Below are 12,082 nucleotides of genomic sequence, written 5' to 3'. Positions count from 1 at the left end.
AATCACAGATGGTTGATAATGCACGTGCTCAGCGTATGGCGAAGCGCATTTTGCATATTGTGGCCAGCGCGATTGAGCGTGAGATCAAAGATCCTCGGCTTGAGTTTGTCACGATCACCGATGCGCGCGTAACCGGTGATCTTCATGATGCAACTGTTTTTTACACTGTGCGTGGCAAGTCCATTTCGGATGAGCCGGACACAGAATCGGCTGCTGAGGGTTTGAATCGTGCGAAAGGTCAGCTGCGCAAGATTGTTGGCGACCAGCTTTCGGTACGTTTCACTCCTACCTTGAGTTTCGAGTTGGATACGGTGCCGGAGACGTCGGCGCGTATGGAGGATTTGTTGGCGCGGGCACGTAAGCGTGACGCTGAGCTTGCTGAGCTGCGTAAGAATGCAACTCCTGCTGGTGATGCGGACCCTTATAAGGAGTAGCTTTGAGCCTGTGATCGGCGATCCGATACATTAGTGTTGGGTACACACTACGTTCCTGTTGTGTGAAAACACATGCGTGATGGTAGATACCACACATTTTCGTGTGGGGTCCGGAGTAGTGTGGTCGGTAGTTGTTTTCATAACCGATGAATGACCGACAAGTTGTCTCGATGAAAGGGTTTAAGGATATGTCTTTTCCTTCCGCTTTGGGTGCGCTTGACGCGCGTGGTCATCAGCGCGTGAGCGGTGAACCTGATTGGGAGGAAGCGACACGTCGCACTCTTGCATCGAGGCGCTTTTGTGTCGTGGGGCATAGGCATCCGGATGCTGATGCAATCGGATCGGTCTGTGCCTTGCTGCATATTTTAGATCAGCTGGGCAAGGACGCGGTGGGCATTATTGGCCAGTCTGAGCCTATTGATCCGGCTCTTTTGACGATCCCTGGGGCGGATCGGATTCAGTTGGCCGACTCTTTGCCTGAGTGCGATGTCATTTTTGTGGTTGATTGTGGTTCTTCTTCCCGCATGGGGTTGGTGGAAGATGCTGTGATGGCCCGTGAGCAGGATGTTATTTTAATTGATCACCACGCCAGTAACTCCGGCTGTAGGGGTATTAATCTGATTGATTATGAGGCGGAGTCGACGACGACGGTGATTTGGCAGTGGTTGGATCATCTTGGGGTGAGTATTGACCAGCCCATGGCGCACGCGTTGTATGTGGGTTTGTTAACTGATACGCATGGTTTCCGGTGGGGGCGGCCGTCGATGCACAGCATGGCTAAAGAGCTTGTCGATACCGGTTTGGATATTCGTACCATTGGGAATCAGATGTTTTCTGGTTTTAGCATCGCGGATTTAAAGGTGATGGGCACTGTTTTGTCGCAGCTTAGTATCGTGCGTTCGCAGTGTCATGATATTGCCGTGGCTGTGGTGGATTATTCCATGGTCAGTCAAGCATCACCGAGTGCGGTGGAAGCATTGGCTGATTATATTAAGGGTGTTCAGGATACTGATTTCGCTGTTGTGATCAAGGAATATGAGCCCGGATTGCACGGTATTAGCTTGCGTTCTGACACGGTGGATGTGTCGCAGCTGGCACGTAATCTTGGGGGCGGGGGACACTTGCGTTCGGCTGGTTTTAAGGTGGTGGCACCGGTCGATGAGATTATTGCGGCTATCATTGAACAAGCTTCGCGTTCGTGCGTGGTGCTCAGAAAAAATCAGGAAACCCCTTTGGTGGTTCATTAATTTCCCCTTGCGTGATGTGTCTTCTTTCAGTACTTATCAAGTGATGTTCACACACGTGGGCCGCATTGAGGTGTGTGCCAAAGTAAAATCGACATGTGTGGAGAAGACCAGTTGGAAAAGTCATCGCAGCACCAGCACAAACATGACCGCGGTGTGCATGAGCATCCCCAGTTGAATGAAGATGCATATCCCTTGCCCACGGCAGCGGGCATTCTTGGGTTAGCACTACCCGCATTGGGTGTTTTGCTGGCCACTCCTGTGTTTTTGCTGTTGGATACGGCGGTGGTCGGCCATGTGGGTGGCGCAGTGATGTTGGCGGCTTTAGCCGCAGGCACCACATTGTATGGGATTGTAACTACCCAGTTGACGTTTCTTTCCTACGGTACGACGGCGCGTTCGGCGCGCTTTTTTGGTCAAGGAAATACAGCGCAGGCGATTGCTGAGGGGGTTCAGGCAACGTGGCTTGCTGTTGGCATTGGCCTGATTTTAGCGCTGTGCATGTTTGTTGGTGCGCCGTGGTTTACGCTGTGGCTCAGTGCTGATGAGCAGGTGTCGGCGTTGGCAACCTCGTGGCTGAGGGTGGCGTGCATGGGTATTCCGCTGGTGTTGATTCAGATGGCTGGTAATGGCTGGCTGCGGGGGATTCAAAATACGAAAGCCCCGCTGGTGTTTACGTTGGCTGGTGTGATTCCGGGTGCGGCGTTGATTCCTGTGTTGGTGATTCGTATGGGCATTGTGGGTTCGGCGTGGGCAACTGTGGCTGGTACTGCGATTGAGGCGTGTTGTTTTCTCACAGCGCTTGTTCGCGCCCAGGGTGCTCATGGCGGTCGTTGGCGGCCGCAACCGAAGGTGATGCGCCAGCAGTTGGTGTTGGGGCGGGATTTGATTGTGCGTTCGTTGTCGTTTCAGATTGCGTTCGTGTCGGCGGCCGCGGTGGCGGGGCGTATGGGTGCGTCGTCGTTGGCTGCACACCAAGTGTTGTTGCAGTTGTGGAACTTTTTGTCGTTGGCCTTAGATTCGTTGGCTATTGCTGCGCAGTCGCTGGTGGGTGCGGCTTTGGGCGCAGGTAGTGTACGTGCGGCGAAGAAGGTGGGGCAGAAGGTTGTGTGGTATTCGGCGCTGTTTTCTGCGGTGTTGGCTGTAGTTTTGGGTGCTGGTTTTCAGGTTATTCCGCGGTTGTTTACTGTTGATGTGTCTGTGTTGTCGGCTTTGGCGGGGCCGTGGTGGCAGTTGGTGGGGATGATTGTTGTTGGTGGTGTGGTGTTTGCGCTTGATGGGGTGTTGTTGGGTGCGGCGGATGCTGCTTTCTTGCGCACGGTGACTGTGTGTGCGGTGTTGTGTGGGTTTTTGCCTGGTGTGTGGCTGGCGCTGGTGTTTGGTACGGGTCTTGTTGGTGTGTGGTGGGGGATTGTGGCTTTCATGGTGATTCGTTTGGCGGGGGTTGTGTTTCGTTTCGGGTCGATGAAGTGGGCGCAGGTAGCACAGTTATAGTGTGTGGCGGAGGGGGGTTAGTGTTGGGGTTAGTGTTGGGGTTTGTGGTGGTGTTGTCTTGGGTGGTTATGGGTGCTGGCGGTTAAACTGAGTGCACGAACTGTAGGCATGTTCAGGTTGCGAGTGAAGGTGGTCAGATATGGTCCAAACGTTGTGGGCTGTTGCTGATTTGCATGCTGCAGTGAAGACGAATCGGTCGATGATTGATCGGATTGTGCCGCGTGATCCGTCGGATTGGTTGATTGTGGCGGGTGATGTTGCGGAGCGTACTGAGCTGGTTATAGAGATTTTGCATACGTTGCGTCGTCGTTTTGCGCAGGTTGTGTGGGTTCCTGGTAATCATGAGTTGTTTTCGCGTTCGACTGATCGGTGTCAGGGGCGGGAGAAGTACGCGGAGTTGGTGGAGTATTGTCGCAAGATTGATGTGTTGACGCCGGAGGACCCGTACCCGGTTTTTCATGGGGTGACGATTGTTCCGCTGTTTACTTTGTATGATTATTCCTTCCGCCCGCAGGGGTTGTCGGTGGAGCAGGCGATCCAGGCTGCCCGCGATAAGGGGATTATGCTCACCGATGAGTATGCGATTGCGCCGTTTGTGGATATTCGTGGGTGGTGTTGGGACCGGCTCGCGTATTCGATTAAGCGCTTGAGTCGGATTGAGGGTCCGACTATTTTGGTCAATCACTGGCCGTTGGTGGTGGAGCCGGTGAATCGCCTGCTGTATCGCGAGATTGGGTTGTGGTGCGGTACGCGCCATACCCGCACCTGGGCGCAGCGTTACGACGCCCAAGCGGTGATTTATGGTCATTTGCACGCGCCCAGTGTGCTTGAGGTTGATGGGGTTAAGCATATCGAGGTGTCGTTGGGTTATCCCCGTGAGTGGCAGGCGGCGGGGCATTTGATGCAGTGGCCGTATCCGGTGATGGAGGTGGATGTTGAGCGTGCTTGAGCATGATCTGTTTCCACCATCGGCGAAGTTTTGTGATGTTGTGGTGGATTCCGGGTCGACAGATTTGACGAATTTTCATGCGTTGCACCCCTTGGAGCGGGCATTGGTGGCGCATGCAGTTGATGTGCGAAAGGCGGAGTTTGGGGATGCGCGTTGGTGTGCCCGCCAAGCGTTGAAGGCGTTGGATCGTGATTCGAAGAACCCGATTTTGCGCGGTGAGCGGGGTATGCCGTTGTGGCCAGCGTCTGTGTCGGGGTCGTTGACGCATACCGATGGTTATCGTGCTGCGGTGGTTGCGCCACGCCTCCTCGTGCGTTCCATGGGGTTGGATGCTGAGGTGGCGCAACCGCTTCCGGATGGTGTAATTGATTCGATTGCACGCGAAAGTGAATTGCCGCAGCTGGAACGGTTGCATTCGGCAGGTGTTACGTGCGCAGATCGGTTACTTTTTTGTGCGAAGGAGGCCACCTATAAGGCGTGGTTCCCGTTGACGCATCGGTGGTTGGGTTTTGAGCAGGCGGAGATTGATGTGCGCGACGACGGCACCTTTGTGTCCTATTTATTGGTGCGTCCGACTCCTGTTCCTTTTATTGAGGGGCGGTGGCGAATCAAGGATGGCTACATTATTGCGGCCACGGCTGTGCACTAAACCAGCACGGTAGATGAGTGCACGCTTTGTAAAAAGCAAAAATTATTGGTGAATGAAATAAGGAATTCGTTATTTGGGTGGTTTTTGCTCAATTTTGGGGGTGTTGGGCCTTTTCCGCTGGTCTAGGGGTCTAAGATGGGAAAGGAAATTTTTTCGATTCCTTTAGTGATAACCACTCGTTTTTCGCTTCCCTAGTGTGTTGTGATGGTTGTGGCGTGTGGTAGGAAAGGCTGATACATTCATGGCAGTTTTGATTACTGGTGGTGCTGGGTTCATTGGTTCCACTATCGCAACCCGTTGCAAGGATCAAGGCATTGAACCAGTGATCGTGGATGATTTGTCCACTGGGCTCAAGCAGTTCACCAATGGCCGTACCTTCTACCAAGGCCAGGTGGGGGATCGGGAATTGCTGAGGAAGATTTTAGCTGAGAATGATATTGAGGCAATCATTCACTGCGCAGCCAAGATTGTGGTTCCAGAATCGACGCAGCAGCCTTTGAGCTACTACGAGAACAATATTTCACAGGGTATCGTTTTGCTGGAAGAAGCAATCGCTGCTGGTGTGAAAGCGTTTGTGTTCTCTTCCTCGGGCTCGATTTATTCTGCTGAGGATGGCTACGAGTTCAATGAGGATACCAAGGTTGATCCTCATAGCCCATACTCGCAAACAAAGGCTGATTTTGAGCGTTTGCTCAAGGCAGTAGCGGCGTCTTCGGATCTGCAGGTTGTGTCGTTGCGCTACTTCAACCCTATTGGTTGTGACCCGCAGTACCGTACTGGTTTGCAGATCGAGCATCCTTCGCATGTTTTGGGCAAGATTTTGGAGAAAGCTGCGGATAAGACAACGTTCACGGTCACTGGTGTTGATTGGCCAACCCGTGACGGTTCGGGTGTGCGCGACTATATTCACGTGTGGGATTTGGCTGCGGCTCACCTAGCGGTGCTGGATAATCTTTCTGATATCCGCGAGGAAGATGGAACATTCAGTGTGATCAATGTGGGTACTGGTGACGGCACCACGGTGCGCGAACTAGTTGATATTGCCAATACTGTGCTTCCAGAACCTATTGAATCCCAGGACGGCCCAGCGCGTCCCGGTGATGTCGTGGGTGGTTTTGCCAACGTGGATAAGTCGAAGCGACTGTTGAAGTGGGAAGCAAAGCTATCGATCCAGCAGGGTGTTGCCGATTCTTTGGAGTGGTCGAAACGACTAGCTTCAGTACTCGCCGACGAAAACTACGCCCCTGATCTAGTTGCGCGTTAAAAAGCCTTCCACAGCATTGTGCCCTTCTTCATTGCTTTATGAGGAAGGGCATTGGTGTTTCTAGCCCGCCATAACAACTGTGAGGTGGGTAATCTTCACCAGCATGGTTGACGATGGCGGATTGGGAAGAAGCCACACGATACGGGGTGGAAAAATCGGCAGGTAGCGTGTGGCAACGGTGGTTACAGTGTGGAGGGGCGGGCAACGAAAACGCTGGCGAGGCGCTTGCCTTGTTCTTTGACTAATGCAATGGCCTGCCCATTGGGGGCGACAGCAGCATGCACACCTGTGAGCTTGCGGGGTTGAAGCCACTGGCCCTTGGCCAAATCGGCGGCTTCAGCTTCGGTGATCTCAAGGGTGGGGTAGCAGCGGATCAAGGATTCGTCGAGCGAAAGGCTCAGCACTGGGTTTTCTTCCAGTGCATCTAATGGCAGGGCATCGTCGAGAGTAAACGGGCCAACCGCTGTGCGACGCAGCTGTGTGAGATGCCCACCCACATTCAGGTGTTCCCCAAGGTCACGGGCAAGGGAACGGATATAGGTGCCGGAGGAGCAATCCACCTCCACATCAATATCAATGAATCCAACCTCGTCTGCTGGGGCGGGAGGAATCTCATCGGAGTACTCAACTGGTACTGCGGTATCGGTGCCACGGCGAATCTCAAGGATCTCAAAGCGCATGATTTCCACTGGGCGGGCGGGGATTACTACATCTTCACCCGCGCGAACACGTTCGTGGGCGCGTTTGCCATTAATTTTGATGGCCGACACCTTTGCGGGACGCTGCATGATCTGCCCCCGAAAGTGTGTGAGTGCGTCGTGGATGGCGGCGTCGTCAAGCTGCGCAAGCACATTCGCATCAGCACAGGATATGCGTGTGCCTTCTTTGTCATCAGTCGTGGTTGCTTGCCCTAAACGGATCGTGGCGGAATACGACTTCGTGGAAGCCACCATGTGCGCAAGAAACTTCGTGCCCCGCTCAAGACCCACAATCAAAACACCTGTTGCCATCGGATCAAGGGTGCCAGCATGGCCGACGCGACGAGTCGAGAATGCGCGGCGCAATTTCCCCACAACATCGTGCGAAGTCATGCCCGCGGGCTTGTCCACAATAACGAGGCCGGAGGAGGAAAGGAGATCTTTGGGGGGAATGGTCATGGCGCCAAGTTTAGAACCACCCTACCCTTTTGACCATTCAGGGCAAGTATCACGTAGTGTTAGCTAGGTGAATATTTGGCGAGGATTCGATGAAATACCATCCGAGTTGCGGGCAAGTGTGGTCACGATCGGTGTTTTTGACGGTATGCACCGCGGACACAAAACACTACTTGACACCGCTGTTGGTCACGGCAAAAAACTAGGAGTACCCACGGTACTGCTCACGTTTGATCCCCATCCGCTGGCGGTTTTGCGCCCCGATCGGATCCCACCAATGCTCGCCACTGTGGCGCAGCGTGCGAAGCTGGCTGAAGCAGAAGGCATTGACCACATGTTGGCAATGAGCTTTAGCGCGGACATGGCGCGACTTAGCCCCGAAGAGTTTTTCACTCAAGTTATTGTCAATTCCTTGCAAGCGAAAGCTGTGGTTGTCGGTTCGAATTTCACCTTCGGGTACAAGGCTGCAGGCACCACCGACACTCTCCAGGAGCTGGGGGAAAAGTACGGGGTTGAGGTGTTCGTCTTAAACTTGTTGGAGGAAGAAGACGAGATTATTTGCTCCACCATGATTCGTGGGCTGCTTGCCCAAGGCGATGTTGCGCGCGCAAACTGGGCGTTGGGGCGCACCTTTAGCGTCAGTGGGGAAGTCGTGCGCGGCGCTGGTCGTGGCGGCAAAGAGCTGGGATTCCCTACCGCGAACTTGTATTTCCCTGATTCCGTGGCGTTGCCGAAAGACGGCGTGTATGCCGGCTGGTTGCGCATTGTCTCGACCGCGCCGGTCGAGGGCGATATGCAGCCGGGTGTGCGCTATCCTGCGGCGATTTCGGTCGGCGATAATCCCACTTTCGGTGATGCCCGCCGAAGTGTTGAAAGTTATGTGATTAATCAGGACGCTGACTTGTACGGGCACACTGTTGAGGTGGAGTTTGTTGATTTCGTGCGTGACATGCTTACTTTCAGTAGCGTTGAGGAATTAGTGGAAACAATTAAGGGTGATGTGCGCACCACGCTTGAGATTGTTCAGCGTGACGACGTCACCTTCAACTCCCAGTAAAAGTAGAGGTGAATATTGTGGTTGATGGAGCAAAGAAAAAGCTCATTTTAGATCTCGATACCGGCATTGATGATGCTTTGGCCTTGGCCTACGCCCTTGGCAGTGAAGAGTTTGAGTTGATTGGTATCACCGCCACCTACGGCAACGTGTTGGTGGAAACTGGTGTGCGCAATGATCTAGCGTTGCTTGAGCTGTTTGGGCGTCCTGATGTTCCAGTGTTTGCGGGTGTGGAGCATGCGCGTGCAAAGGATAGTTTCGAGGTGTTGGAAATCTCGGCGTTCATCCATGGACGTAACGGTATTGGTGAGGTGGAGGTTGCTGAGCCGAAGGCAACTGTGCAGACCAAGAGTGCGGTAGATTTTCTTATCGAGTCCGTAGCCACCTACGGTGAGGATTTGGTGATTGTTCCAACTGGCGCAATGACCAATATTGCTGCGGCTATGGAAAAGGATCCTTCCTTTGCTGCGAATGCGCATATTGTGTTCATGGGTGGCGCACTAACTGTGCCTGGCAATGTCAGCCCTTGGGCGGAGGCGAATATCAACCAGGACCCTGAAGCTGCCGACATGATGGTGCGTGGCTGCGCCGATATTACAATGATTGGCTTGGACGTGACTCTTCAAACGTTGCTGACGTATGAAGAGACGAAGAAGTGGCGTGCTTTGGGCACGAAGGCCGGTGCCTTCTTGGCCGATGCTACTGACTATTACATCAAGGCTTATGACACCACTGCACCTCATTTGGGTGGTTGTGGCCTGCACGACCCGCTGGCAGTAGGTGTTGCTGTTGATCCTTCATTAGTGCAATTGTTGCCGATCAACTTGAAGGTTGACACTGAAGGGGCGACCCGTGGCCGCACCATTGGTGATGAGACTCGCCTGAATGATCCAGTGAAGAATGCCAAGGTTGCTACCGGCGTTGATGTTGAGCGCTTCTTGAAGGAGTTTATGGCGCGCGTGGGCAAGGTTGCTGCTGGGGCGAATGTGTCCGCCTAGGCTTTTTGTGTGCTATAGTTCTTAAGGTTCTTTTACTGCGGTCCGCAGCAGTTTAAGTTTCACCGGTAAATCCCATGCTCTTGTATGGGTGTGGGTTGTCGGTTTTGTTTTATGTGGACTGAAATATATCTGAGGAGTATTCCTATGGCTCTGAACGCTGAGCAGAAGAAGGCAATCCTGGCTGAGTACGGCCTGCACGAGACCGACACCGGTTCTCCTGAGGCTCAGGTTGCTTTGCTGACCAACCGCATCAACACCCTGACCGAGCACCTGAAGTTCCACAAGCACGATCACCACTCTCGTCGTGGTCTGCTGCTTCTGGTTGGTCGTCGTCGTGGCCTGCTGAAGTACCTGGCTGACAACAACATCGATCGTTACCGCGATCTGATTGCTCGCCTGGGTCTGCGCCGCTAATTTTTTAGCAGCTTTGCCTTTTTCATTCAAGGAATAATTCCTTGCGTGTCAAACCCGCCGTGATTGTCGCTCTTTGAGCGATGGCAACGGCGGGTTTTGTTGTGCTCTCTCTACGCCGACGAATACTAATGCCCTAATTTGGGGGTCGGGTCCGGCTGCTTCATAAAGCCAGCGCAGCAGCATGATTGCCTGTACCCAACGAGTCGCAGCCCGTTGATGTGAGCGAAGGTTATGGTGTTTGCGGTGGGTGTGTCGCCAAGCTCTGAAGGTACGTTCAATAGAAATTGTGATAAAAGAGTGACAGAAACGCACGCACGCGGGAGTTCCACTCGTAATTGTTTACTTTTCACAAATCATTCTGGGTAAGAGCCCTGCGCGGTTTCGTTGCGGCATACCCACCAAACCACAGGTCAGCGTTTCCTACGCATTTCGCTGGTGAGAAAACTTCAGTTTAGTTGTCCGATTTATTGGCGAGGTTTGATTCGATTTTGTGCCAGAGTTCGTCGTAGGAGTTAGCGATAAGTATTTCCTTGTCGCATTCCATATCGACACAGATGAGTGCGCCCATGGGGTAGTTGGGGTTTGAGAGGTTCAGCAAAATGGGGGTGTGGATTTCTCCTTCAGCTTGGCCGATGAAGTATCCCCAGGAGGGCATTTCCCAGATGTGCATGAGCTGCATTGCGTAGCCATCAAGATCATAGTCAGTAATTTTTCCGGGTGGTTTCCCATTGCCAAATAGCATATAAAGGCGACAGCCTAACTCATCGTCGTCGCGCATTCGATCAATATCTGGATCAAGAATACCCCCGCCGCATCCGCGGATTATTTCTTGGTATTTTTTGGGCAGTTCGAAGCGGATTCGTGTGTGAATCGCATCAATCCGCGCTTGATCGCAGGGCTGTCCAGTTTTGAGAAAAATCTGATCCCACATGTTAATTCCAAACTATTTAAATGTCCGATTTATTGGCGAGGTTTGATTCGATTTTGTGCCAGAGTTCGTCGAAGGAGTTAGCGATGAGTACTTCCTTGTCGCATTCCATATCGACACAGATGAGTGCGCCCATGGGGTAGTTGGGGTTTGAGAGGTTCAGCAAAATGGGGGTGTGGATTTCTCCTTCAGCTTGGCCGATGAAGTATCCCTAGGAGGGCATTTCCCAGATGTGCATGAGCTGCATTGCGTAGCCATCAAGATCATAGCCAGGATCATCCTCAGCTGGTTTCCCATTGCCAAATAGCATGTCAAGGCAGCAGCCTAATTCACTGTCGTCACGCAATTGATAAACACTCGATTTCAGTACGCCCCCGCCGCAGCCACGGATTATTTCTTGGTATTTTGCGGGGAGTTCGAAGCGGATTCGTGAGTGAATCTCCTCAATTCGTGCTTGATCGCAGGGCTGTCCAGTTTTGAGAAAAATCTGATCCCACATGTTAATTCCAAACTATTTAAATGTCCGATTTATTGGCGAGGTTTGATTCGATTTTGCGCCAGAGTTCCTCGAAGGAGTTAGCGATGAGTACTTCCTTGTCGCATTCCATATCGACACAGATGAGTGCGCCCATGGGGTAGTTGGGGTTTGAAAGGTTCAACAAAATAGGGGTGTGGATTTCTCCTTCGGCTTCACCGATGAAGTATCCCCACGATGGCATTTCCCAGATGTGCATGAGTTGCATTGCGTAGCCATCAAGATCATAGCCAGGATCATCCTCAGCTGGTTTCCCATTGCCAAATAGCATGTCAAGGCAGCAGCCTAATTCACTGTCGTCACGCAATTGATAAACACTCGATTTCAGTACGCCCCCGCCGCAGCCACGGATTATTTCTTGGTATTTTGCGGGGAGTTCGAAGCGGATTCGTGAGTGAATCTCCTCAATTCGTGCTTGATCGCAGGGCTGTCCAGTTTTGAGAAAAATCTGATCCCACATGTTAATTCCAAACTATTTAAATGTCCGATTTATTGGCGAGGTTTGATTCGATTTTGCGCCAGAGTTCCTCGAAGGAGTTAGCGATAAGGACTTCCTTGTCGCATTCCATATCGACACAGATGAGTGCGCCCATGGGGTAGTTGGGGTTTGAAAGGTTCAACAAAATAGGGGTGTGGATTTCTCCTTCGGCTTCACCGATGAAGTATCCCCACGATGGCATTTCCCAAATGTGCATGAGCTGCATTGCATAGCCATCAAGATCATATCCGGGATCATCCTCAGCTGTTTTCCCATTGCCAAATAGCATATAAAGGCGACAGCCTAACTCATCGTCGTCGCGCATTCGATCAATATCTGGATCAAGAATACCCCCGCCGCATCCGCAGATTACTTCTTGGTATTTTTCGGGGAGTTCGAAGCGGATTCGTGTGTGAATCGCATCAATCCGCGCTTGATCGCAGGGCTGTCCAGTTTTGAGAAAAATCTGATCCCACATGTTAATTCC

Annotated in this window: 15 protein-coding genes; 9 read left to right on the top strand and 6 right to left on the bottom strand. The window is 52.5% G+C overall.

All coding sequences use genetic code 11. The annotated features are described in order from the left end of the window. The first annotated feature begins 8 nt into the window (after positions 1–8). The 6 genes from rbfA to galE all read left to right on the top strand — a co-directional run bounded on the left by rbfA (position 9) and on the right by galE (position 6,034). Positions 9–434 carry a 30S ribosome-binding factor RbfA gene (gene rbfA, locus CFELI_RS07975; RefSeq protein ID WP_277103588.1) on the top strand — a complete coding sequence of 142 codons (426 nt, stop codon included), beginning with the start codon at positions 9–11 and terminating at the stop codon, positions 432–434. Between the two features lie 188 nt (positions 435–622). Beyond that, positions 623–1,681 (top strand): DHH family phosphoesterase, encoded by a 1,059-nt coding sequence (locus tag CFELI_RS07970; RefSeq protein WP_277103589.1) that lies wholly within the window; start codon positions 623–625, stop codon positions 1,679–1,681. A gap of 93 nt (positions 1,682–1,774) precedes the next feature. Further along, positions 1,775–3,172 (top strand): MATE family efflux transporter, encoded by a 1,398-nt coding sequence (locus tag CFELI_RS07965; RefSeq protein WP_277103590.1) that lies wholly within the window; start codon positions 1,775–1,777, stop codon positions 3,170–3,172. 139 nt (positions 3,173–3,311) lie between these two features. Beyond that, positions 3,312–4,121: a metallophosphoesterase family protein gene (locus tag CFELI_RS07960; RefSeq protein ID WP_277103591.1), complete on the top strand. Its 810-nt coding sequence runs from the start codon at positions 3,312–3,314 to the stop codon at positions 4,119–4,121. Further along, positions 4,114–4,770: a 4'-phosphopantetheinyl transferase family protein gene (locus CFELI_RS07955; protein WP_374724735.1), complete on the top strand. Its 657-nt coding sequence runs from the start codon at positions 4,114–4,116 to the stop codon at positions 4,768–4,770. Before CFELI_RS07960 ends, CFELI_RS07955 begins: the two co-directional genes overlap by 8 nt. 241 nt (positions 4,771–5,011) lie before the next feature. After that, the gene (gene galE, locus CFELI_RS07950) at positions 5,012–6,034 is read left to right on the top strand and encodes a UDP-glucose 4-epimerase GalE (RefSeq protein WP_277103593.1); all 1,023 of its coding nucleotides are present in this window, start codon (positions 5,012–5,014) and stop codon (positions 6,032–6,034) included. 182 nt (positions 6,035–6,216) lie between these two features. Here galE and truB read toward each other — a convergent pair whose 3' ends face one another. Continuing rightward, positions 6,217–7,191, bottom strand: a complete 975-nt coding sequence (truB, locus tag CFELI_RS07945; protein WP_277103594.1) for a tRNA pseudouridine(55) synthase TruB — start codon at positions 7,189–7,191, stop codon at positions 6,217–6,219. A 67-nt stretch (positions 7,192–7,258) separates the two neighbouring features. Here truB and CFELI_RS07940 point away from each other — a divergent pair, with 67 nt between their 5' ends. The 3 genes from CFELI_RS07940 to rpsO all read left to right on the top strand — a co-directional run bounded on the left by CFELI_RS07940 (position 7,259) and on the right by rpsO (position 9,654). Further along, positions 7,259–8,245 carry a bifunctional riboflavin kinase/FAD synthetase gene (locus CFELI_RS07940; protein ID WP_277103595.1) on the top strand — a complete coding sequence of 329 codons (987 nt, stop codon included), beginning with the start codon at positions 7,259–7,261 and terminating at the stop codon, positions 8,243–8,245. 17 nt (positions 8,246–8,262) lie between these two features. Then, positions 8,263–9,240, top strand: a complete 978-nt coding sequence (locus tag CFELI_RS07935) for a nucleoside hydrolase (protein ID WP_277103622.1) — start codon at positions 8,263–8,265, stop codon at positions 9,238–9,240. Positions 9,241–9,384: 144 nt separating this feature from the next. Further along, entirely contained in the window at positions 9,385–9,654 is a 270-nt protein-coding gene (rpsO, locus tag CFELI_RS07930) for a 30S ribosomal protein S15 (RefSeq protein WP_277103596.1), read from the top strand. Between the two features lie 451 nt (positions 9,655–10,105). Here the strand turns inward: rpsO and CFELI_RS07925 are convergent, their stop codons facing one another. From CFELI_RS07925 to CFELI_RS07905, 5 genes are read right to left on the bottom strand one after another with little or no spacing between them, the layout of a single operon-like run. Further along, positions 10,106–10,585 carry a hypothetical protein gene (locus tag CFELI_RS07925; protein ID WP_277103597.1) on the bottom strand — a complete coding sequence of 160 codons (480 nt, stop codon included), beginning with the start codon at positions 10,583–10,585 and terminating at the stop codon, positions 10,106–10,108. 16 nt (positions 10,586–10,601) lie between these two features. Then, positions 10,602–10,748, bottom strand: a complete 147-nt coding sequence (locus CFELI_RS07920) for a hypothetical protein (protein ID WP_277103598.1) — start codon at positions 10,746–10,748, stop codon at positions 10,602–10,604. A gap of 45 nt (positions 10,749–10,793) precedes the next feature. Then, the gene (locus CFELI_RS07915; RefSeq protein WP_277103599.1) at positions 10,794–11,081 is read right to left on the bottom strand and encodes a hypothetical protein; all 288 of its coding nucleotides are present in this window, start codon (positions 11,079–11,081) and stop codon (positions 10,794–10,796) included. A gap of 16 nt (positions 11,082–11,097) precedes the next feature. Further along, positions 11,098–11,577 (bottom strand): SMI1/KNR4 family protein, encoded by a 480-nt coding sequence (locus tag CFELI_RS07910; RefSeq protein WP_277103600.1) that lies wholly within the window; start codon positions 11,575–11,577, stop codon positions 11,098–11,100. Between the two features lie 16 nt (positions 11,578–11,593). Next, a complete protein-coding gene (locus CFELI_RS07905) occupies positions 11,594–12,073 on the bottom strand; it encodes an SMI1/KNR4 family protein (protein ID WP_277103601.1) in 480 nt (159 codons plus the stop codon). Positions 12,074–12,082: the final 9 nt, after the last annotated feature.

Source organism: Corynebacterium felinum, from assembly GCF_030408755.1.
Lineage (GTDB): Bacteria > Actinomycetota > Actinomycetes > Mycobacteriales > Mycobacteriaceae > Corynebacterium > Corynebacterium felinum.
Note: the sequence above shows the minus strand (reverse complement) of the source record. Positions and strands in the feature narration are given on the sequence as shown.